The organism is Maribacter hydrothermalis, from assembly GCF_001913155.1.
GTDB lineage: Bacteria > Bacteroidota > Bacteroidia > Flavobacteriales > Flavobacteriaceae > Maribacter > Maribacter hydrothermalis.
This window is the reverse complement of the sequence record NZ_CP018760.1, coordinates 114634-136858: the sequence shown is the minus strand read 5'-3', so window position 1 is coordinate 136858 and position 22225 is coordinate 114634. Positions and strand designations below refer to the sequence as shown.

The window sequence follows — 22225 nt, the reverse complement described above, 5'->3', positions numbered from 1 at the left end:
GTACATGACAAGAACAGATGAAATAGTATATTTTGAAAAAGTCGCGGATTTATATAATGCTTTAGAAATACCTATTGAACAGAACAGTGAATTTTCAATAAATAACCTTTTAAACATCCATAAAGAAATACCGTACAAGTCACCTGTTTTTAGAACAAATTATTATTCATTTGTATTTATAAAAAAAGGAGAAGGTAATTATACCACCGACGCACAAAAATTTGAATACGACTCTAAAACCATTTATTTTACCAATCCAGGACATATAAAGGCATTTGAGTTTTACAGCTTAGAAGAAGCGTATTTAATTACGTTTAGTGAAGAATTTCTAAAAACTAATATTAATCAAAATGTGTTTGCTGATTTTCCATTTCTACTTTCAGAAACTGTTCCGCCTCAAAAACCGAATGAAATTCAGTATCAAGAAATAGAAACGCTTTACCTTCAAATTTTTAATGAAAATAAAAACAATTCCCCTTATAAAAGTAAGATTATCAGTAATTTACTAATTGTTTTATTATTAAAGGTCAAAGATTTGTTTTGGCAAGATTATCTCCCAATAGAAGAAGGCAATAGCCAATCTAAAATAGTGAAACAATTCAAGGAAAACCTTGAATCTCATTATCGAAAATTAGTTAAAAAGGAGAGTTCTGAAATTTTGTATTCTCAAGATTATGCTCATATGCAACAACTGAATTCCAGTTATTTTAGTCAGGTAATCAAAAGTAAAACAGGTAAATCGCCAACCAACTGGATTACTGAAAAAACGACTTCTTTGGCAAAATCTTTATTAAAAAACAGTGGTAAATCTATTAAGGAAATCACTTTTGCAATAGGCTTTTCCGAAACGGCACATTTTAGTAATTTTTTCAAAAAACAAACAGGACTTTCACCTTCGGCATTTCGAAAAAAACACAGAATCTAAAGAATTTACAACAAACCCTAAATTTGGTATAACTTTAAAACAGTACCTGTTTTCTAATTTTGTTCTTGTAATACTTAAAATTTAAGGCAATGGCAAAAATAGATTTAAAAAACAAGGTAGTAGTAATCGCTGGAGGAGCTAAAAACTTAGGCGGACTAATTAGTAGGGAAGTAGCAAAACAAGGTTCAGACGTTGTGGTACATTTTCATAGTGATAGTGCAAAAGCTGATGCGGAAAAAACAGTTAAAGCTGTTGAAAGTTTAGGCAGAAAGGCAATAATGGTCCAAAGCGATTTAACAAAAGCCGATAACGTAAAAGCACTTTTTAAAAAGGCTAAAGACGCGTTTGGTCGTGTAGATGTTGCTGTAAATACAGTTGGTATGGTCTTAAAAAAACCTTTTGCCGAGACATCGGAAGCAGAATTCGATACCATGTCCGACATCAATAGTAAATCAGCTTATTTTTTCATTAAAGAAGCGGGTACAAACTTAGAAAACGATGGCAAAATTATAACCATTGCAACATCATTGTTAGGGGCATACACAGGATTGTACGCTACTTACGCAGGAGGAAAAGCACCAGTTGAACATTATACAAGAGCAGCATCAAAAGAATTCGGAGATAGAGGGATTTCGGTGAATTCTATTGCGCCTGGACCAATGGATACTCAATTTTTCTATGGACAGGAATCACCAGAAGCGGTTGCCTACCACAAATCAGCTTCGGCATTAGGAGGGTTAACCAAAATAGAGGATATCGTACCTATTATTACTTTTTTAGCTACCGATGGTTGGTGGATTACTGGACAGACCATTTTAGCAAATGGTGGTTATACAACTAAGTAACTTAATAAAAACCCAATAGCTTAAAATTATTGGGTTTATTGATTAAAAATAAAATAGTATGATAACAAAAATAATCAGCGGAATTTTAGTTTTAGTAATTCTATTTATGGGAGTAAAACAAGGATTAGCAATGGTGCAAGGCAAACCAGAAATGATAAATATGTTTAGGGCATTTGGCTTCGATAAAATAGGGGTTATGGTTATGGGGATTGTACTGCTTGTAAGCGTAGTATTAATTTCATGGTCTCAAACCTTTGTTTATGGTAATTTTTTAATGGCGGCAACCATTTTATTTATTTTATGCTTTCAGTTGCATTTAGGCAATATAAAAGGCGCGGCTATGGAAATTCCGTTTTTATTATTGAATATGGTAGCTATATATTTAAAACACCCTTTAAAATAGGTCAACTTAAATTAAATGTTATATCTATTTTACGTAGCTATGTTTTCTATATGTATGCAAAGCACACTACAAAACGCTACAATAATTATAAAAAAAGAACAAATGAACGATATAAGTCAAAACACATCAAATGATCCGGAAAGTATTATCAAATTACTGATGACGGCAATGTCGGCCAATGATGCTGAAAAAATACGTTCGCTATTTAATTCCAATGCTTCACAAGCTTATGGAGATGGTGCCGCAAAATCTGGAAAAGCATTTTTTAGCTGGTTAGAAAGTGATATTATTAAACGGAAGGGTCATGTAGATAATGCTAAATATACTGTTAATGGCAATGAAGTTGTAGTTACAGGTCAATACAGCAGTGAGGGCTATACCAATAAAGCTAATTTTTTGTTTACCGTAAAAGATGGGCAGATTATGAGCTGGCAAATGCGTTATTAAAGTGGGTAGTTCTTAGTCTTTGAAAACCATACAATAAAAATTACTTTTTACTAATAAGGACTTAGTCCTTTACTACGGTAGGCATAACGTATAAAAACGATAAAATAAATATTTAATACGATGAGTTTTTTAAAAACAGTAAAAGAGCATTACCCAAATGCACTGACCACAGAAGATACGGTAAATAAATTATTAGATATTATTGAGAGCAATTATGGTTTAAAACCAAATCAGTTAATGCATGCAGATAGCTTATGTTGTGATGATGTAAATGCCATTCAATATCCTCCAAGAGCATACGAAATGTTAGGCCCATTTAAGTTAGGGGGATTGGATGGTTATCCTTTTGCAGGTATAACAGGTATGGGAGCTTTTGCTCATCATGTTCCCGAAGATGGCGCAATAGTTATTTTTTATGCACCACATATTGGAGTTACCAAAGAAGGTAAAATAGGTGAAATTAACCGATACGGACAATCTCAAAATTCTTCTTGTTGTGGTGCTGCAAAGGCTGGATTAAGTAAATTACAGAATAATAAAATTGTAAAAGGGGCGATTACCGACTTAGATTATCAAATGAATACGATAGAGCAAATTCTATTAGAACAAAAAGCGCGAATTTTAAGTTCAGAAATACCAATTAAAGAGGCCACAGAAGTAATTTATGAAGCAATTGATAAGCAAATTGATGTTTTGGTTTCAAAAACAAATTATCCCTGTAAGCACTTATTTCAAATTGGTGCTGTTTTTATAAACGGGGACAGAGATATGGGGTCTTTTTGTTCTTACAAACGTTTTGAATATATAAATTTAGAAACGAATAAGAGAACGGATTTAATGAGTAATTTTTCTTAAACCAATATTTCAATACGTATAATATGTATACAAAAAAGGTTTTTAAAATTAAGGATTTAGCAAAATGGACCAGGCATGAGACTTTTTTGTTTATTGCAATTATTACCGTAGTTGTGGTTCTATACTTTTTTCTAGAATTGGAATGGTTAAAAATCCCTTGGACACCTTTAGCATTAATTGGAACAGCCGTAGCTTTTGTTATTGGGTTTCAAAATAATTCTGCATATGGTAGAATTTGGGAGGCAAGAAAAATTTGGGGAGGAATTACAAATACATCAAGAACCTTTGGAATGTTTGTCCAAGATATGGTTAATAATGAATATGCAACAGAAAGCTTTTCTAAAGAAGAGTTACAAAAAGAAATTAAAACACTTACCTACAGACATATTGCGTGGATAACAGCACTGCGCCACGCCATGAGGGTGTCTAAACCTTGGGAAACAGTTGTTCTTGAAAAAACGAACAAAGAATGGAGTAAAATGGTAAGTCCGCCAGAATGGAAATCAACCGTAGAGGAGGATATGAAACCTTATTTATGTAAAGAAGATTTAGACTATGTAATGAGCAAAAATAATAAGCAAACGGCAATGCTATATTTACAATCGCACCATTTAAAAAATCTAAAAGAAAAAGGTGTAGTTTGGGAATTTTCATTTTTAGAATTAGAAGGAATTTTACAAGAACTATTTACTTTACAAGGTCAATCTGAACGAATTAAAAACTTCCCATATCCTCGGCAATTTGCTACTTTAAATCATTATTTTATGTGGATTTTTGTATTGTTATTACCATTGGCCATTGTTCCGCAGTTTGCAGAAATAGGGAAAGAAATTAGTGCTTCACATTCAATTATAGGCTCGTTATTTATTTGGTTGTCCATACCTTTCTATGTAATTGTAGCTTGGATTTTTCATACGATGGAAAAAATAGGGAGAACAGGAGAAAATCCGTTTGAAGGTTCTGCAAACGATGTTCCAATATCAACAATGGCAAGAGGTATCGAAATTGATTTGAGACAAAATTTAGGGGAAGCTTTAGAGGATATACCTAAACAGTTTCCTGTGATATATGATACACAAATGTAAGTAGGTTGTAAAATATTACTCCCTTTTTACAATTCATACTTATATTAAATCGGTTAAAAAAACTATATTTAATAGCTTGGGCATATTTGTGATGTCTATACAATATCTATTAGTTATAAGTACATAACACTATTTACAAATATGTTTTTACTTCAAATGATTAATGATTTGAAATATGAAAAAAATAGTCATTTACGTATTAGTTGTTTTGGTAAATATAGGGTTCACTTATGCACAAGATTTACAGAAGGAATTTAAATGGCCAGAAAATAAAAAAGCTGCTGTTTGCTTAACATTTGATGATGGTCAAGATTCGCATTTAGATAATGCCATACCCATACTAGACTCATTCAATATAAAAGCCACTTTTTACTGTCCCGGAAATACAACTTCACTACACAATAGGACTATGGAATGGAAAAAGATAGTTGAAAACGGACATGAGCTAGGTAATCATTCGTTATTTCATCCATGCGATGCTAGGGTATTTGATTGGGTTAAACCGGAGTATGATTTAAATCAATATAGTTTAGAACAAATACGTATGGAATTATATACAGCCAATACCTTGCTAAACGCTATTGATGGAAAAACGTATAGAACTTACGGCTATACCTGCTCTAACTATAAAGTACAGGGAGATAGCACCTATGTTGGAGTAGTTAAAAAGTTATTTTCTGCCGCAAGAAGTGATGGTCCAATACCGGACACTATGGATAATATTGATATTAATTTTATGCCAAGTTGGGATGTAGACAGTAATACAGGAAAGGAACTTATTGAATATGTGAAAGTGGCTAAAAAAAATGGCACTATTGCTACATTTATGTTTCATAGTGTAGGAGGTGGTTACTTAAATGTCTCAAATGAAGCGTTACAAGAATTATTGATTTATCTTAAAGAAAATGAGCAAGATTATTGGGTAGATACCTTTTATAATGTTACTAAATACATATCGGAACAATCCGTTAATTCTAAATAGAATAGCTGAAAATATTGAACCGAAATTAATATTTTACTCAAATGGATTTGATAACAAACTGGAAGAAAATAAGGATACATTTTAATAAAAGTTTTAGTTCAAATTTTCATATTTCTATTGCTTCTGTTGATGTAGATAATAACCCAACTGTAACGCCAATAGGGTCATTGTTTTTAAATGATAACCCAACAGGATTCTATTTCGAGAAATTTCCCTCTAAATTACCAGAACATGCAAAAATGAATAAAAATGTATGTTTATTAGGGGTAAATAGTAGTCGGCTATTTTGGCTTAGGGCGCTATTTAAAGAAAAGTTTATAGACTATCCTGCCATAAAATTATATGGTGAGCTTGGCGAAAGAAGATTGGCAACTGAGCAGGAAATTACGCGACTAAATCGTAGAATGAGAGTAACCAAAGGACTTAAAGGGAATACCTATTTATGGGGCAAGATGGAATTTGTACGTGAAATAAAGTTCACAAAAGCCGAGAAAATTAATCTTGGTAAAATGACAGAGGATTTATAATTTGAAACTAATTGCAAGAAACTTAAGCATTATCCTTCTGTAACTTTTTCTTGAAAATGAAGATATCCTTAATACCAAAAAATAAATTTATCTCATTGTAGAAAGTAAAGCCAGGTATAAAACCAGTTAAAATTGTTTCCTCGCCTTTTTATTTCTTCTGCTTCTAAAATTTCTTCCACTTTTAGTAAAGTAACTAACAAATGCTAAACCTATAGCAATAATTAGTATAGGATAAAGTATATCGAAAAATTCCCTAGGTAAATTCATATCTTTAAGGTACAAAAAAAATAGTAGAATAATAGTTGTTAGGCAGGGTAATTACTTAATTATAAGCTATTTGTAAAAAAAAAGGTTTTAGTGAAAATTGATTTAGACGCAAATCAATTTAGGTATTTGATTTTGCCAATTCATTTAAACATTTGGGATATTACTTTTAAAAACAAAAAAAGAGAACTTGAAACAATCCATAGCACGCGTAGCGTTAGTAGTAAAAGATTATGATAAAGCCATTAAATTTTACACCGAAAAATTAGACTTTCTGTTAGTTGAAGATACCAATATGGGTGAAGGTAAAAGGTGGGTAATTATAGCGCCACAGGGTTCTAAAGAATGTTCATTGGTACTGGCAAAAGCAGATGATGAGAAGCAGGAGGCCAGTATTGGAAACCAAACGGGAGGTCGCGTTTTTCTGTTTTTATACACTGACGATTTTTGGAGAGATTATTACAAAATGATGGAACGAGAAATTAAGTTTGTACGATCTCCAGAAAAAATGCCCTATGGAATGGTTGCTGTTTTCGAAGATTTATATGGCAATTTGTGGGATTTATTGGAACCTAAATAAATCAGCAATAGTAAATTGATTGTATAACCGCTCATAAAATATGTGGAAATTTCTTAAAGACCTATTCAATTTTAAGCGTAACAAAACTTCATTGAGTACTAATGCCTCAATGAATCTTTTTAATACGAAAATGCTATTATGCGGTATCGGGAAATCTGAAATACGTGATAGTGAAATTCTTATTTCCGAGTATCCATTTGAGCCTTCAATTGCCTATCCATCTGCACTAATTTCTGCAAATGATGTAGAATGTATGTCAGTCGAATTTGGAATATGTAAAGTCCACATTAAAAACGATATCATATTTGTCTCGTCGGAATACAAAGAAAAACTAAAGCAGTTCGCCGAAAGTAACAATAGTAGACTTATATCGCAAAGTTGGAACTGGGATTGGATTCTAGAGCCTTATCTAGATACAGAATTTACAAAAGAAAACGAAGAACGTTGTTTAGCGAGGCTACATGATAACGGATTTACATCTCTCGAAGTAGATACTATCAGGGCAGAAGTAAAAGAGCAGATGTTCGCCTATAATTTTGATACGATGCTGTGGGATTGGTGTAGCCTAAGTTTACCTGATGTGCTTTGTGCCATGAGGGCAAAGTATTCTGAAGAAGAGTTTAGAGATTTTTATAAAAGAGCCCTTGAGATTGAAAAACGAATAAATAGGTAAGTAGCCTTGCGTAATTAATTTTTATCTTTAGTGATGAATAAACTTAAAGCATGCAAATTCCAGAAATCCCCAATTTAATACACTACGCCATACCTTTTTTTGTTGTTACTGTAATCCTTGAAGTTATTTTATCCGTGAAAGTTAAGCTTCATAATTACGAATTTAAGGATGCCGGTACTTCTATTGTTATGGGTTTAGGTAACGTAGCAATAGGTTTAATAACCAAGGGAATTGCATTAGGTTTTTTTTACTTGTTATATAATTTTTATCATCTTTTTGAAATTCCATTTGCATGGTGGTCGTGGTTAATTTTACTTTTTGCAGAAGATCTTTGTTATTATTGGTTTCACAGAACCAGTCATGTAAGTCGGTTTTTTTGGGCGAGTCATGTGGTGCATCATTCCTCTAAAAATTATAATTTGAGTACGGCATTACGGCAGTCATGGTCTGGCGGATTTTATACCTTCATTTTTTGGACTCCTTTAGTAATCATTGGTTTTCATCCAGTAATGATATTAGTACAGATGTCTGTAAGTCTTATCTATCAATACTGGATACATACCGAGTATATTACTAAACTGCCAAATTGGTTTGAAGCCGTATTTAATACACCCAGTCATCATCGGGTTCACCATGCTACCAATCCGCAGTATTTGGATCGCAACCACGCAGGCATTTTTATTATTTGGGATAGAATATTTGGGACCTTTGAGCCTGAGGTTGAAAAGCCCGTTTACGGTTTGGTAACGAATATTAATACGTATAACCCAATAAAAATTGCATTTGCCGAATGGTATAAGATGTTGTGCGATTTCTTTATTTCAAAAACCTCATTAACAAATAAATTCAAGTACTTGACAAAACCTCCTGGCTGGAAACATGATGGCACTAGTATACTTTCTTCAGACTTACGAAGGGAATGGGAGGAAGGTAAAAAAGTTGAATTGTAATTGTAACAGAATTCAATTTTAAACGTCGTAAAGTGGAAACCGATTAAAGTAAATAAAAAAATATGACCAATAGACTAGTAGCATATACAGGCATATTAGGAGTTAGTTTATTTGCAATTGCCGCGATTGTTGGTCCGTTATTAATCGATGATTACAGTGAAGTAAGTCAATTCATAAGTGAATCTTTTGCATCAGATACGGAATATGGTGGGTATTTGCAGTATTTCGGATATGTGCCAAGCGGAATACTTACCGCTATCTTTAGTTTCAGCGCACCCAGATATCTTCCCAATTCAAGGATGATAAAGGCCGGATTTTTTGGATTGGCAATTTTCTACGGACTAGGAACATTATTAGTAGGATTATTTCCTTGTGATGCAGGATGCCCAACAAACTTAATGGTTTCGAGTACTTCACAATTAATACATAATGCAGTTGCATCTTTGACGTATATATTTTTTCCTGTTTGTTTATTAGGTATCGGTTTGGGCTTAAAGAAGTTTGAGAGCTACGGTCACTTATCTCAGATAGCGATAACTACAGCGATTATTAGTGGAGTTTTTATATTTGCTTTGTTCTCTAATCCTGATTCTGGTTATAGAGGAATTTTACAGCGTATTATAGAGACTTCTTTTATAATATTCTTGGTTTCTAGTGCGTTGAGAGTAGGAAAGAGTACTGCTTAGTTGGTTTTCTTTACAAAGTGAAAAGTAGAAAGTACAAAGTATTAGGTGAAAAGTAGTTAGTACAGCGTAATAAAAACAAAGTTTTATAGTTCGCAGAGTATTACCTTAGTGAATGTTTTCTAAGCAAACAGAAAGCCGTGCTTAACTAGCCTATGAACAACGAATAACCAACAACCATCAACTAATCCTTATAAATAACTCCATCTTTCATAACGAAAGACACATTTTTAACTGCAGATATATCTTGCGCCGGATTTCCTTTAACGGCTATAATATCAGCGAGAAAACCTTGTTTTAAGCTACCTAAATGATTTAAATGAAACATACTGGCATTATCAGAGGTTGCGGATTTTAAGACATCTAATGGCTTCATACCGTAATCGACCATTAGTTCCATTTCACGATAATTTTCTCCATGGGTAAAAACACCCACATCACCACCAAAAACAATTTGTACTCCAGAATCCAGCGCCATTTTAAAGGACTTCCTTTTTTGCTGAATGCGTTCGGGTTCTGGGTCAGTTCCTTTGTTCCATCCTTGGTACTGTGTAATGGCATCACCAGCGGCAAGGGTAGGGCATAAACCAATACCTTTTTCCTTCATCATCTTAAAAATTTCAGGAGTACCGCCATCACCATGCTCAATAGTTTCCACACCACCAAGTATTGCTCTTTTCATTCCTTCGGGAGTACCGGCATGAGCGACTACATATTTACCTGCGCTTTTGGCAGTAGCTACCATGGCATCAATCTCTTGTTGAAGGAAGGTAGGTTGTGAATCTGTTCCGGGAGTCCAGCGGTAATCCGCATATATCTTAATTAAATCGGCACCGTTTCCCATTTGTCTACGTACGGTTTCAATGCATTGGTCAACACCACTTGCAGGTTCAGCACCTAAAGGAACCGTAACTCCGTCATGAAATCCTTTAGGACCGTATGCGCCTGTTGCCACAATTGCGGGCCCTGCGACCAATAATCGTGGTCCGTCAATAATTCCCTCTTCAATAGTTTTTTTTAAATACACATCGGTATAGCCAGCACCTTCGGCACCTAGATCTCGCATGGTGGTAACGCCAGCCAATAAAGAATTCTTTACATGAACCGTTCCTCTAACAGCACGCTCTACAGGAGATTCTTTTAATACTTGGTCATTCCAATCCGTTTCATTGTAAGGGTGTAATAAAACATGTGAATGTCCTTCAATAATACCTGGCATTAGTGTAGTGCCTGCTAATTCAACTTCAGTTGTGTTGTTAGGTAATGTTACTCCATTCACTTTTCCAGTATACGTAATTTTATTTCCTTCCACTAAAACTACCCAATTATCGTTCATTTCTTTTCCATCGAATACTCGGTCTGGTTTTAAGAGTGTTTGTGTAAAACCGAAGTATGTAGAGAATAGGCAAATAAAAATAATTGATTTCATAGTAGTAGTTCGTTTAGTTAATAATTGCCGAATTCAATAAAGTATCTAAATCGGATTTCGTGTGTTGATTTCCGTTGGAAAGTACCATATAAATATCTCGTGTGTTTTTAATATTTTCTAGTGGATTACTATTTAGAATAACAATATCGGCAATTTTACCTTCTGAGATGGTGCCATAATCAGCTTCTTGTTTTAAAAATTTAGCACCGTTGTAAGCAGAAGATTTCAGGGCATCGAAATTAGAGATTCCTGTTGCCACCATTGCTTCTAGTTCTTTATGTAATGAAATACCAGGATAGGTATAGCTATTGTAGGCTCCACTATCTGAACCGGCTAAAAGTGAAACTCCGTTTTTATTTAGTTTAAAAGCAAGATCACCGAAAAATTGGTCCAATGCTTTTCGGTCGGCAATTTGCTTTTCGGTTGCATTTTTTACGCGGTCAATTCTCCCTTTGTACGTTTGTTGAATTCCGTCGCTCATATATTTTAAATAATCGTCATTAGAGTGGTCAACTTCATCTAAATAGCTCAGTACACCACCAATATGTAAAGTAGGAACCACAAATACGTTATTCGATTTTAAGTGCTCGAAAGTTTTTAAAGCGGTGGAGTCAGAAAATGAAGATTGGAGTAGGGGCATGGCATCCCAAAAACCAATTTCGTTGTTTATCAATTGTTGGGTTATTTCTTTCTCTTTGGAAGAAGAGCCCTTCATAATATAATATAGATGTTCGACCGCATCAAGGCCGGCATTAATAGTTGCATCAAGATCAACAGTAAAAGGCATATGCCCAGATGTGATTAAACCACGTTTTTCAGCTTCTTCAATCACCTTTAAGTAATTATCACCCGATATACGGCTATCATAAATTTTCACAAAGTCTGACGGTATTGACTGCAACGAATCTAGGGCACTGTTAATATCTTCACCAGTAGTCACTTCTAAAGAACCGGCCCAAGTACCGCCCGGTCCATCAATTTTTGGCCCTGATGTAAAAATGCTAGGTCCTACTAGTTCATTATTTGCAATTGCTTTACGCCACTCCAGTACAGAAGAAGTTAAATCACCACCGGCATCGCGAACAGTAGTAATGCCGTTAGCCATAAATAGCTTCAAGAAATTCTTGTTTGCTCCAATTAATGAATCACCACCTCTAAAATGTGTGTGGTTATCCCAAAATCCCGGTACAATAAATTTTCCTGTGGCATCAATGGTAGTTTCCGCTTCAATATTGCTTAAATCAGCGTGCGCAATTATTCTGGTAATTCTATTATTAGTTATTAAAATATTTGAAATTGAAACAGAGCCATCTTCAAGATTGATTAGGTTTCCATTTTTAATAAAAACATCACAAGTTAAAGACTTTGTCCCAGTACAACTGCTTAGCGCTATTAATAATGCAATGGCAAAAACTTTCGTCAAAATAGATAATCTCATAGAAGTTGGGCAATTTAGGAATGGGAAGGTAAAAAGAATACTTGGTAATTCTTTGTTTATCATAAATTTTGACTATTGAATTAGTCCATTAATTATGGATTATTAATTATTTATAAAACAATGCTCATAACGTTCTTAATTTTACTCGATAATCGAGATTTAATGCTCCGACGCTTGCGTCCAAATTTAATGTTGAATTTAATATTTAAACCTTGAGTGCGTGCCCTGATATAGTTTACTTTTTCAAAGACTGCCACCCGCCACCATTTCTATATTTAATATTTTCAGCAGCGTGCTTTATAATCTCACTAATTCTTTTCGTTCTAGTTTCCTGGCGTTTTGCTTGGTTTAAAAAGTACAAAAAGCTTTTACGTTGGCTATGGGTAAAGTTCTTGAAATTAGAAAATGCTTCGGGGTTTTTATTGAATGCTAGTAGTAGTTCTTTAGGAATAATTCCATTTTCGACATCATCCAATGAACTCCACGAACCGTTTTCCTTTGCAATTTTAATTGAGGCTAATCCCGCGGCATGCATTCTGCCATTAGCTTTAAGCTCTTTTATATAGTTTTTATTGACTTTGCTCCAAACACTTTTAGGTTTCCTTGGACAAAAGTACTGTCTTCTTTTACCATTGCCTAAGCTTTTAACCGTGCTATCTATCCAACCATAACAAAGTGCTACTTGTACAGCTTCTTCCCATCGCATACTTTCATTTTCATGTGCTACGGTATAAAAAATAAGATGAATACCAGAATGTTCGGAATGGTTATTATGTAACCAATGATTGAATTCTATATCATTTTTAAAATATAACTCAGGTATTTCTAACATAATTCTCTTAAAAGGGTAATAATTTATCATAAATGTACAATGTTTAATACAGAAAATATTGGTTTGTAAAAATGTGCGCCCTATTTTTATAAATTCTTAAAATCAACTAAACAACAACAAATTACGTATGAAAAAAATTTTTAATGCGCTGCTTTTGGGCTTTGCGCTTATTATTGTCTCATGTGGTGGCAATAAAAGAGAAGGAGAACCTAAGGTATTGGTTTTCTCTAAAACAATGGCTTTTAAGCATGCATCCATACCTGCGGGCGTTGCAGCAATTCAAAAGTTAGGATTAGAAAATGGATTTGCAGTCGATACTACCAAGAATGCAGAACTGTTTACAGATGAAAACCTAAAACAATATTCAGCGGTAATCTTTTTAAGTACAACCGGTAATATTTTGGACCAGAACCAAGAGGCTGCATTTGAACGCTACATACAAGCTGGTGGTGGTTATGTTGGAATACATGCAGCAGCAGATACCGAATACGATTGGAGATGGTACAATGACCTGGCAGGAGCCCAATTTTTGAGTCATCCACGAGGAACACCAACGGCAGATTTTATTATTAAGGACAAAAATTTTATTGCTACCCAGTTTTTTACCGACTCGGTATGGAATAGAACCGATGAATTATACAATTACAAGAATATCAATCCAGATGTAAATGTGGTTATGACTTTAGATGAGTCATCTTACGAAGGTGGTGAGAACGGAGATTTTCATCCAATTGCTTGGTATCATGATTTTGATGGCGGACGCGCATTTTATACGGGCGGTGGACATACAGATGAAAGTTTTTCCGAAGATTTATTTTTAAAGCATTTGTTGGGCGGTATTGAATATGCAATTGGTGAAAACTTAAATTTAGATTATTCTAAAGTAACTTCACAAATACCACCGGAAGCCGATCGTTTTGCTAAAGTTACTTTAAGCGAAGGTCAGTTTTTTGAACCTACAGAAATGGCTGTTCTACCTAATGGAGACGTATTGGTGGCACAACGTAGGGGAGAAGTAATGTTATATAATAATGATACCAAAGAACTTAGTGAAGTTTTGAAACTTGACGTGTATAGTAAAACGTTAAATACTCCCGGCGTAAATGCAGAAGAGGGTTTAATGGGATTACAAAAAGATCCGGACTTTGCGAATAATCATTGGATTTACCTATATTACGCACCAACTGGTGATAAGTGGGTAAACCGACTATCAAGATTTAAATATACCGATGGTAAGTTTGATGTTGCCTCAGAGCAAGTAATAATGGATGTAGATAGTCAGAGAGAAATTTGTTGTCATACCGGAGGTTCAATTGCTTTTGGCCCAGATGGTTTATTATATCTTTCTACAGGTGATAACTCCACACCTTTTAATGAAAAGAATCAAAAATATGTAAACAATGGGTTTGCACCTTTAAACGATACTCCAGGTCATGAGCAGTATGATGCACGTCGTTCATCGGGGAATACAAACGATTTACGTGGTAAGATTTTAAGAATAAAGGTAAAAGAAGATGGTACGTATGATATACCTGAAGGAAACTTATTTCCTGTAGGCACAGAAAAGACGAGACCTGAAATTTATACCATGGGTCATAGAAACCCATACAGAATATCCGTAGATATGAAAAGAGGATATGTATACTGGGGAGATGTTGGTCCAGATGCAAGAGCCGATAGTTTAGGTACAAGAGGACCAAGAGGATATGATGAAATGAACCAAGCTAAAAAAGCGGGTAATTTTGGTTGGCCTTTATTTATTGGGGATAATTATGCCTATAATGATTATAATTACGAAACCGGAGAAAACGGACCAGCTTTTGATCCAGCTAAGCCAATGAATACATCGCGTAATAATACGGGGTTGACAGAATTACCACCTGCAATGCCAGCTTACGTGTATTATCCTTATGATGAGACACCAACATTTCCGCAGACTACGACGGGCGGTAGAAATGCTATGGCAGGACCTACCTATTATTCAGATATGTTTCAGGGCGATGAGAAACTTCCAAGTTACTATGACGGTAAAGTCATTATCTATGATTGGATGCGTGGATGGATGTTCGCAGTTCATTTAGATGAAAACGGTGATTTCAGTAAAATGGAACCGTTTGCTCCTAATGTTAAGGTGAATAACTTAATTGATATGGAAGTAGGGCCAAATGGTAAGATTTACCTATTGGAATACGGTAGTGGTTGGTTTTCGCAAAATGCGAATTCAGCATTAGGGTATATCGAATATAACGGAGGTAATAGACCACCATTAATCAATGAAGTTACTATTAATGAAACCGCAGGAAAAACCCCATTGACTATTAATGCATCAGTAGATGCGAGTGATCGTGAGGATGATGCTATAAAGTATCTTTGGGATTTTGGAAATGGTGATACAAAGGAAACAACAGAACCAAGTGTAAGCTTTACTTATACAGATGCCGGAGCATATAAATTAAAGGTAACTGTTGCTGATGATAAAGGAGCTGAAGCTATTAGCGAAAGCACAAGTATTGTCGCAGGTAATTCAAGACCAGAAGTCGCTATTTCGTTAGGAGGTAGTATACCTGCATTTTACTTGCCAGGTCAAAAAATAGATTATGAAGTATCTGTAACTGATCCAGATGGAACTGCAATTGATCCAAGCAATATTTTTGTAAGTGTTGATTATTTAGAAGGAATGGATAAAGTAGCCATGAATATGGGGCATCAACAAGTTTCTGCAGCAGTTACAGGTAAGGCGTTGACGCAAGCAATGGATTGCAAAACATGTCATAAAGAAGCGGATGCATCTATAGGTCCTAATTATAAAGATGTTGCTGCGAAGTACAAGGAACGTCGCGATGCTTTAGCATACATTCAAGGTAAAATCGTAACCGGTGGCACTGGAGTTTGGGGAGAAGTGACAATGCCAGCACACCCAAATGTAACATCTGACGAATCTAGACAAATTGCCTTGTATATACTTTCCTTGAACGGAGATGATAAAAAAGTAAAATCATTACCTGCAAAAGGAACCATAACAGCAGAATCTTCCGCACCGGGTAATATATTGGTTATTACCGCAAGTTACACCGATGCAGGTGCCGAAGGTACTATTCCGTTAACGGGTTCTAAGTCAATTGCCATCCCTAGTAATACGGTTAAATTTACCGAGAGCACTATAGCAGATGGTATGCAAGCAATGAGTTTTGGCGGAATGGATATGCTTTTGCTAAGTAAACCCTCTGGTTGGTTTAAATTAGAGGACTCTACATTGAAAGGAGTTAACTCGGTATCTTTAACAGCAGGCTGGCAAGAAGCACCAAAGATGTATTTTGATTTTGAAATACATGAAGATACTCCTGATGGTCGTTTAATTGGGAAAGGACAACTCCCGGCACAAGTTGGCGGAACACCTGGAACAATGTTTACGATACCAATTACAGAATCAGTTTCTAGTGATGGTCCTTATTATATTACTTTTAAGGGTGAAGAAGGTAAAGACTTGGCACAGATAGCACTTACAAGTGTTATTTTCAAATAAGTTAAAATTAAATTTTGAATTGAAAAGCCCGCGAAAAGCGGGCTTTTTATAATTAGATCAATATTTTTGAAACTAACTTATTTTCTTGCTAATTAACTCACCTATTTGCATCAATAAGTCTATTTCTGCTTCTGTAAAATCATAAGATATCTGTTTGGCGATACCAACTGTTCCGTAAAGCGTTTCGTTATAAATTAAGGGAGCAGCTAATGAACCCTCAACTTTTGTGTCTTTTGCCGAAGGTCTGGCAACACCAGATTCATCTGTTTGTAAATTACATATTTCAACAGGTTTTCTTCTCTCTGCAGCAATACCTGCCATTCCTTTTCCAATAGGTATAGTAGCTAATTTAGGAATAAGAAATTCAGGTATGCCTACCTGCGATTGAAGCTGTAGTAAAGAGTCCTTATCTAAAAAGTGTAGCGTACCGGTAGAGCAATTAAAATGCTCTAGGATTATTTTTAAAAGGTTGTCCCAATTGGGGACGTCTTTTATTAAGTGATTCTGTATCGTTGTAATAATTTCTTTAGAGCTGCTCATTTAAACCATCTTTATAGATACCAAAGAAGATTTGTTTTGGTACCGTAGTTATTTAATTATAAAGATACGTTTTATCTCTTTTGGAAAATAATTTAGATTATGCGACTTTATTTTTTCTTGGTGGTCTACGATAGGCATAATAACCTAAAACCGCATATATGGCCTTCTCTATAGCAATTCTAATAGGAAATAACTCTTCTCCCAATGCTTCATCTATAGATCGCAATTGCATGTAATAGTTACTAATGAGCGGGTAGTTCTTTTTGGAGGTTATATGAGCTTCAGCATTGGCAACAGCTTCTGGTTTATTTTCTTTTATAGGTTTACAAGTAACCAATTTAGGAGTATTGTTTTTATGAAGCATTGCAGAAAAGCCAAACAACCTACAAATAAGTCCACGGTGTGCATATTCAGAACAAAAACCTATGGCACCAGGTGCAATTACTGTATTTAAAACCGGGCAGAGTTTAGTAGACGAGTCGTTTTGTAAAAGACTTAACCAGTGCTCAGCTTTTCCATTCTTAAATAGATGATATGCAAGTGGTAAAAATTCTAAAGCAGTAGCATTGATGTCTGGTTTAAGACAACAATTACCACAATGGGCTACACAACCAAGTCCTGTAGATTTTTGGAAAGAACCTATTTCCTTTTCTAATTGGCAGAACATGTAATCTACCGCTCTAACTTTATGATATATTGTCACTTGTATTTTAAAAAGATGCGCGAAGGTAATCTAAGTTTTGATCCAGTAAACAATTTTAAAAAATAAATTTATTTTAGATTTCTAAAATAATTTATATAATGTAAAATACTGATATATAAATTGTTAAATAGAATAACTCAAGTTAATTTTAAAACTTTGAAGTCTTTAAATTAAGTGGTCCTTCGTTGGTTCTAAGATGTATTTGAAATCCAATAACACCTAGCATTTGTTCTTCCTCCGTTAAAACTTGAACTTCCCATTCCCCTGGTGTTACATTAGTTTTATAAGTATATCCTCTAAAGCCGCCATCTCTGCCACCTGTAATGTCATAGCCAATATCTTCAACAGTTTCCCACTCATTGGTTTTATCATTATATTTTCTCCATCTATGAAAAATGGCCTTTTTTAAATCGGTCGGTGCAAAAATGGAAGAAAATATATAAACACGTTGGTCGGGAGTGTAGTTATACTCTAGCTTATGTTTCCTCCAAAATATATACGATTCCTCAGACTCATAAGTCACTTCATAACGCCCGTTTTTCAATACAATATCATGGGCAACAATACCTTTGTCTAAAGCTAATGGAACAGGTGGAATTAATCTTAAAAAATAAAACACATTAATAATACCGTAAATGGCTATAATGATACCAATCATTTTACCTAGTTTAATTTCCTTTCTAGTACTAGGGCTTTTGCTATAAATAAAAGTGAAAAGTACTAAGGTGCTGACTAAGCTAACCGCTCCAGAAATTAAGAATATGGTGGTATTTAATTCCTTTAAGAACACGGGAATCATAAAAGTAAAAAAAGTGAAACTGATAAAGTAGTATACACCAAATTGCAGATACTTATTTGAAATTCGCTTTTTTAGAAATTCATTTGCGATTAGTAATAAAACTAAAATAATAAAAAACGATGCTGTTTTGGATAAAGAAACACTTCTAGAAAAATAAATAACGTAAGCACTTGATAATCCTCCGAAAAAAAATTGAATTGCGAGCGGTAAATACTCCTCATATCTTGCTAAAAAAGTATTCTCCCATCTTCCATCATCCGCTAAATTATAAAGATATAATGTAATGGATAACGAGGTCATATGCATACATAAAACCGTTAGGTCGTAGGTGCGGTCAATACGGCCTAAGGTTAAGGTGTCAAATATGAATCCGCCAATAAAGAAGAGTATTGGTGCATATTTAGAGTGCCTTCGAATGAAATTTTTAAAGGCACTATTTCTATAACTAGCAAGCGATTTTCTCATGAAGAGCTATAATAACTATGCAAAAGTATTTAATTGAATATAGTAATATTGACTCTATTTGAATTTTGATGAACGTTAATAATCAATTAGGTGTTTTCCGCAATTTAGATTTTTGTTTCAATATAGAAATTAGGGTCTACACGTAAAGAAGTTAAGTCTCCATTTATTTTCTTAGTTTGCCATTCTGTTGTAGGTTCTATCCACACAGCGCTATCATTTACATATACTTTAATAGGAAGAGTGAAATTATCGACTGTATTGGTGAAGCGATACGTTATTTTTTTTCCTTTTACGGTGTATTCAAAAACCGGAATATTGGTTGTTCTTAAATATTGATTAAAGAAAGGTTTTAGATCAAGATTCATTTTTGTGCTGATATATTGTTCTATTTGATCTGTAGTCACTGTTGTATGATAAAAATCTTTGTTTAAACCTCTAAGGATTTCTCGCCACTTTTCATCATCATTAACTACTTGCCTTAAGGTGTGTAGCATATTTGAACCTTTATAATACATGTCCCCACTACCTTCATGATTTACATTGTAAACACCGATTATTGGCCTATCATTTTTGATGTTTTTTCTAAGACCTTGCATATATTCGTTAGCTGCCGTTGTTCCATGATGATAGTCTAAAAATAAACTTTCAGAATAGGAGGTAAAACCCTCATGGACCCACATATCGGCAATGTCTTTATAAGTGATATTATTTGCGAACCATTCATGACCAGATTCGTGAATAAGAAGAAAATCGAATTTAAGGCCCCATCCAGAGCCAGATAGATCTTTACCCAAATACCCTTTTTTCCATTGGTTACCATAGGTGATTGAGCTTTGATGTTCCATGCCTAAATAAGGAACCTGTACTAATTTAAAAGAATCTTCATAAAAAGGGTAGGGGCCAAACCAATGTTCAAAAGCTTCCATCATTTTAGGCGCATCTTTAAAATGTTCTTTTGCTTTATCAAGATCATCACGTAATACGTAATAGTCCATATCCAACATGCCTTTTTCGCCGTCGTACTTTTCTCCAAAGTAAACATAGTCAGCTATATTAACGTTGACCCCATAATTATTGATAGGATTTGATACGAACCAATGAGAAGTGTTCGTAATAGTATCAAGTTTTCGAAGTCTTCCGTTGGCAATATTAGTGAGCCCTTTAGGTACTTTTACGCTGATTAACATGCTGTCTACTTCATCGTACATATGATCTTTATTTGGCCACCAAACACTGGCTCCTAAACCTTGACAAGACGTCGCTACGAAATGCTTGCCATTTTCATCTTTTTTCCAAGAAAACCCTCCATCCCAAGGCGCCCTGACAGCTTCTTTTGGATTACCGGAATAGGTGATGACCACTTCGTTAAATTCGCCCGGTTCTTGTTTTTTTTGTAACTGAATAAAATGCGCATTGCCATTGTTGACAACCTCCAAATTTTTACCATCTTGTGTGGCTTTTTCAATTTGTAAAGGTGCTTGTAAGTCTACCTGTAAAACCTGATGAGGTATTAGAACTTTATAACGAATTGTATTGCTGCCACTTATAAACTTATCATCGGGGTTCACATCAATATTTAAGTGGTAATAATTTAAATCCCACCAAATACGTTCTTTGGTAATAGTTCCCCTCAGAGAATCTTGTTCGGTAAACACTTCTTTATTTTGAAGTAATTGACTGTGCGACATCGTTGAGATGAATACTATGGATACAAAGGCAAAAACGATTGATTTATTCATGTATATTAAATTTACTTTCGATAAAATTTATTCTGATATCTACTTTAAAGATAAGTTCCAATATGATAATATAAGTATCATATTAGTTAACATTTGACTTATCTGAAAATTCCGTTAGGAAAAACAACCGGACTCTCAAATCCGTTTTCACCAACGGCAGAAACACCGAAGAAGAAGTTATCAATAACAATGCCTTCTAGGATAAACTCAGAAACATCACCTACATATCTACTATAATCCCAAGTAGGAGAAGTAGTATCTCTCCAGTATATTTTATATCCTTTGGCACCATCTACCTTGCTCCACTGAAATTTAGCGGCAGGTTCTACAATACCACCAATTTTTACGGTTGTTGGAGCAGGAGGAGCCCAAGCAATTGAAGCCAAGTTAATAGCGTTTACAGCTGTTAATTTTGCAGCATATTCAAAATTCACATGTTCAAGAACATCACCGTAAGCAATACCATCCTCCACACGAATATCTTGGTGCTGCTGGGTATAGTTTTCATGAGCTTCCATAATACGAATACCTGGAAAACCAGCGTCATTAAAGGGTCTGTGATGACCACCACGACCAAAACGATCTAAACGATAAATCATCATAGGGTTCATTTCGGGCATGTATTGCTTCACATTTTTATGAACATAGCGTGCCAATTGTCTGGAAACCCCATCAACTTCACCACCATAAAAACGTCTTGCTTTACGTTGTGCTTCAGTTTCGGTCGGTGGTACAGGTTCAGAGAAAATTCTAAAATCAACATTACTAATGGTTCCGTCTACACCGGTAATATTACCGATCATATCGTTATTGAAAATACCAATAACTTCCCAACCTTGGTCTTTTGCAAATTGCGCAACACCACCACCGCCAAAAAGACCTTGTTCTTCACCAGAAAGTCCCATGTAAATGACACTATTTTCGAATTGATATTTAGACAGAACACGTGCAGCTTCTAAAGTACCTGCCATACCACTGGCATTGTCATTGGCACCAGGAGAATCATCTGTAAAGTTTGTAGGATCGCTAACACGCGAATCGATATCGCCACTCATAATAATGTAACGATTAGGGTATTTGGTTCCTTTTTGAATAGCAAGTACGTTAACCACTTCAACATCTTTTACGATACGGTCATTAGCTCCTTTCTTGATTAAATCTTTTTGATAAAAAACGTTTAGGCAACCATTACATTCAGAAGATGTTTTTTCGAATTCACTTTTAATCCAACGTCTTGCTGCGCCAATTCCTCTTGTTGTTGAGACCGTATCGCTTAAGGTATGTCTTGTGCCAAAATTAGCAAGTTTGGTAATATCACTTTCAATACGTTCAGGAGAAACTGCATCGATAATATCATAAATGCGTTGGTCGGTTTGCGCTGTTAAAGTGAGGGCCGAGGTAAGTAGCGCGAGTAGTAAGAATTTTTTCATTTCAAGTTTTTTTTGGTGAGTAGAATTAGTATGGATAATTGGTTTCTAAAATTAAGTAAAATTTAAGGCTGACCATAATTTCATTTATTAAAGTATTCATGAAATTGT

21 protein-coding genes are annotated in these 22225 nt (G+C 34.7%); 13 read left to right on the top strand and 8 right to left on the bottom strand.

The window, feature by feature from the left end; genetic code table 11:
• Nucleotides 1–4 precede the first annotated feature (4 nt).
• The 12 genes from BTR34_RS00635 (at nucleotide 5) to BTR34_RS00580 (ending at nucleotide 9222) form a co-directional block, all read left to right on the top strand.
• Nucleotides 5–925, top strand: a complete 921-nt coding sequence (locus BTR34_RS00635) for an AraC family transcriptional regulator (RefSeq protein WP_068484504.1) — start codon at nucleotides 5–7, stop codon at nucleotides 923–925.
• Between the two features lie 89 nt (nucleotides 926–1014).
• On the top strand, nucleotides 1015–1770 hold the full coding sequence (locus tag BTR34_RS00630) for an SDR family oxidoreductase (RefSeq protein ID WP_068484506.1): 756 nt from the start codon (nucleotides 1015–1017) through the stop codon (nucleotides 1768–1770).
• A 58-nt stretch (nucleotides 1771–1828) separates the two neighbouring features.
• Entirely contained in the window at nucleotides 1829–2173 is a 345-nt protein-coding gene (locus BTR34_RS00625) for a hypothetical protein (RefSeq protein WP_068484508.1), read from the top strand.
• 102 nt (nucleotides 2174–2275) lie between these two features.
• Nucleotides 2276–2620 carry a nuclear transport factor 2 family protein gene (locus BTR34_RS00620; protein WP_197496161.1) on the top strand — a complete coding sequence of 115 codons (345 nt, stop codon included), beginning with the start codon at nucleotides 2276–2278 and terminating at the stop codon, nucleotides 2618–2620.
• A 120-nt stretch (nucleotides 2621–2740) separates the two neighbouring features.
• Nucleotides 2741–3475: a hypothetical protein gene (locus tag BTR34_RS00615; protein ID WP_068484510.1), complete on the top strand. Its 735-nt coding sequence runs from the start codon at nucleotides 2741–2743 to the stop codon at nucleotides 3473–3475.
• 23 nt (nucleotides 3476–3498) lie between these two features.
• Complete coding sequence (locus BTR34_RS00610; RefSeq protein WP_068484511.1) at nucleotides 3499–4560, top strand: bestrophin family protein; 1062 nt, start codon at nucleotides 3499–3501, stop codon at nucleotides 4558–4560.
• 175 nt (nucleotides 4561–4735) lie between these two features.
• Nucleotides 4736–5542 carry a polysaccharide deacetylase family protein gene (locus BTR34_RS00605; protein ID WP_068484512.1) on the top strand — a complete coding sequence of 269 codons (807 nt, stop codon included), beginning with the start codon at nucleotides 4736–4738 and terminating at the stop codon, nucleotides 5540–5542.
• Between the two features lie 41 nt (nucleotides 5543–5583).
• On the top strand, nucleotides 5584–6069 hold the full coding sequence (locus BTR34_RS00600) for a hypothetical protein (protein ID WP_068484513.1): 486 nt from the start codon (nucleotides 5584–5586) through the stop codon (nucleotides 6067–6069).
• Nucleotides 6070–6523: 454 nt separating this feature from the next.
• Entirely contained in the window at nucleotides 6524–6913 is a 390-nt protein-coding gene (locus BTR34_RS00595) for a VOC family protein (RefSeq protein WP_068484514.1), read from the top strand.
• 40 nt (nucleotides 6914–6953) lie between these two features.
• Entirely contained in the window at nucleotides 6954–7586 is a 633-nt protein-coding gene (locus BTR34_RS00590) for a hypothetical protein (RefSeq protein ID WP_082960157.1), read from the top strand.
• Between the two features lie 50 nt (nucleotides 7587–7636).
• Nucleotides 7637–8536, top strand: coding sequence for a sterol desaturase family protein (locus tag BTR34_RS00585; protein WP_068484515.1), 900 nt, complete (start codon nucleotides 7637–7639; stop codon nucleotides 8534–8536).
• 62 nt (nucleotides 8537–8598) lie between these two features.
• Nucleotides 8599–9222 carry a DUF998 domain-containing protein gene (locus tag BTR34_RS00580; RefSeq protein ID WP_068484516.1) on the top strand — a complete coding sequence of 208 codons (624 nt, stop codon included), beginning with the start codon at nucleotides 8599–8601 and terminating at the stop codon, nucleotides 9220–9222.
• Between the two features lie 181 nt (nucleotides 9223–9403).
• On the opposite strand, the gene BTR34_RS00575 is transcribed toward BTR34_RS00580, so the two are convergent.
• The 3 genes from BTR34_RS00575 to BTR34_RS00565 form a co-directional block, all read right to left on the bottom strand.
• Entirely contained in the window at nucleotides 9404–10648 is a 1245-nt protein-coding gene (locus BTR34_RS00575; RefSeq protein ID WP_068484517.1) for a metal-dependent hydrolase family protein, read from the bottom strand.
• A 13-nt stretch (nucleotides 10649–10661) separates the two neighbouring features.
• The gene (locus BTR34_RS00570; protein WP_068484518.1) at nucleotides 10662–12086 is read right to left on the bottom strand and encodes an amidohydrolase family protein; all 1425 of its coding nucleotides are present in this window, start codon (nucleotides 12084–12086) and stop codon (nucleotides 10662–10664) included.
• Nucleotides 12087–12321: 235 nt separating this feature from the next.
• Nucleotides 12322–12948 carry a YdeI/OmpD-associated family protein gene (locus BTR34_RS00565; protein WP_235843198.1) on the bottom strand — a complete coding sequence of 209 codons (627 nt, stop codon included), beginning with the start codon at nucleotides 12946–12948 and terminating at the stop codon, nucleotides 12322–12324.
• 97 nt (nucleotides 12949–13045) lie between these two features.
• Between BTR34_RS00565 and BTR34_RS00560 the strand changes: the two genes are divergently transcribed.
• Nucleotides 13046–16441 (top strand): ThuA domain-containing protein, encoded by a 3396-nt coding sequence (locus BTR34_RS00560; protein ID WP_068484519.1) that lies wholly within the window; start codon nucleotides 13046–13048, stop codon nucleotides 16439–16441.
• A gap of 72 nt (nucleotides 16442–16513) precedes the next feature.
• On the opposite strand, the gene BTR34_RS00555 is transcribed toward BTR34_RS00560, so the two are convergent.
• From BTR34_RS00555 to BTR34_RS00535, 5 genes are all read right to left on the bottom strand, one after another.
• Nucleotides 16514–16981, bottom strand: a complete 468-nt coding sequence (locus BTR34_RS00555) for a GAF domain-containing protein (protein WP_068484520.1) — start codon at nucleotides 16979–16981, stop codon at nucleotides 16514–16516.
• 97 nt (nucleotides 16982–17078) lie between these two features.
• Nucleotides 17079–17684, bottom strand: coding sequence for a YkgJ family cysteine cluster protein (locus tag BTR34_RS00550; RefSeq protein WP_068484521.1), 606 nt, complete (start codon nucleotides 17682–17684; stop codon nucleotides 17079–17081).
• 148 nt (nucleotides 17685–17832) lie between these two features.
• Nucleotides 17833–18948: a DUF2914 domain-containing protein gene (locus tag BTR34_RS00545; RefSeq protein ID WP_068484522.1), complete on the bottom strand. Its 1116-nt coding sequence runs from the start codon at nucleotides 18946–18948 to the stop codon at nucleotides 17833–17835.
• A 104-nt stretch (nucleotides 18949–19052) separates the two neighbouring features.
• Nucleotides 19053–20687 (bottom strand): M1 family metallopeptidase, encoded by a 1635-nt coding sequence (locus tag BTR34_RS00540; RefSeq protein ID WP_068484523.1) that lies wholly within the window; start codon nucleotides 20685–20687, stop codon nucleotides 19053–19055.
• Between the two features lie 98 nt (nucleotides 20688–20785).
• Nucleotides 20786–22117, bottom strand: a complete 1332-nt coding sequence (locus BTR34_RS00535) for a M28 family peptidase (protein WP_068484524.1) — start codon at nucleotides 22115–22117, stop codon at nucleotides 20786–20788.
• Between the last annotated feature and the right edge of the window lie 108 nt (nucleotides 22118–22225).

Coding starts and splice junctions, on each gene's coding strand:
- BTR34_RS00615 (WP_068484510.1), top strand. CDS start 2,741: ATGAGTTTTTTAAAAACAGTAAAAGAGCATTACCCAAATGCACTGACC.
- BTR34_RS00540 (WP_068484523.1), bottom strand. CDS start 20,687: ATGAATAAATCAATCGTTTTTGCCTTTGTATCCATAGTATTCATCTCA.
- BTR34_RS00580 (WP_068484516.1), top strand. CDS start 8,599: ATGACCAATAGACTAGTAGCATATACAGGCATATTAGGAGTTAGTTTA.
- BTR34_RS00545 (WP_068484522.1), bottom strand. CDS start 18,948: ATGAGAAAATCGCTTGCTAGTTATAGAAATAGTGCCTTTAAAAATTTC.
- BTR34_RS00575 (WP_068484517.1), bottom strand. CDS start 10,648: ATGAAATCAATTATTTTTATTTGCCTATTCTCTACATACTTCGGTTTT.
- BTR34_RS00600 (WP_068484513.1), top strand. CDS start 5,584: ATGGATTTGATAACAAACTGGAAGAAAATAAGGATACATTTTAATAAA.
- BTR34_RS00535 (WP_068484524.1), bottom strand. CDS start 22,117: ATGAAAAAATTCTTACTACTCGCGCTACTTACCTCGGCCCTCACTTTA.
- BTR34_RS00625 (WP_068484508.1), top strand. CDS start 1,829: ATGATAACAAAAATAATCAGCGGAATTTTAGTTTTAGTAATTCTATTT.
- BTR34_RS00620 (WP_197496161.1), top strand. CDS start 2,276: ATGAACGATATAAGTCAAAACACATCAAATGATCCGGAAAGTATTATC.
- BTR34_RS00635 (WP_068484504.1), top strand. CDS start 5: ATGACAAGAACAGATGAAATAGTATATTTTGAAAAAGTCGCGGATTTA.
- BTR34_RS00560 (WP_068484519.1), top strand. CDS start 13,046: ATGAAAAAAATTTTTAATGCGCTGCTTTTGGGCTTTGCGCTTATTATT.
- BTR34_RS00570 (WP_068484518.1), bottom strand. CDS start 12,086: ATGAGATTATCTATTTTGACGAAAGTTTTTGCCATTGCATTATTAATA.
- BTR34_RS00605 (WP_068484512.1), top strand. CDS start 4,736: ATGAAAAAAATAGTCATTTACGTATTAGTTGTTTTGGTAAATATAGGG.
- BTR34_RS00585 (WP_068484515.1), top strand. CDS start 7,637: ATGCAAATTCCAGAAATCCCCAATTTAATACACTACGCCATACCTTTT.
- BTR34_RS00555 (WP_068484520.1), bottom strand. CDS start 16,981: ATGAGCAGCTCTAAAGAAATTATTACAACGATACAGAATCACTTAATA.
- BTR34_RS00610 (WP_068484511.1), top strand. CDS start 3,499: ATGTATACAAAAAAGGTTTTTAAAATTAAGGATTTAGCAAAATGGACC.
- BTR34_RS00630 (WP_068484506.1), top strand. CDS start 1,015: ATGGCAAAAATAGATTTAAAAAACAAGGTAGTAGTAATCGCTGGAGGA.
- BTR34_RS00565 (WP_235843198.1), bottom strand. CDS start 12,948: ATGATAAATTATTACCCTTTTAAGAGAATTATGTTAGAAATACCTGAG.
- BTR34_RS00590 (WP_082960157.1), top strand. CDS start 6,954: ATGTGGAAATTTCTTAAAGACCTATTCAATTTTAAGCGTAACAAAACT.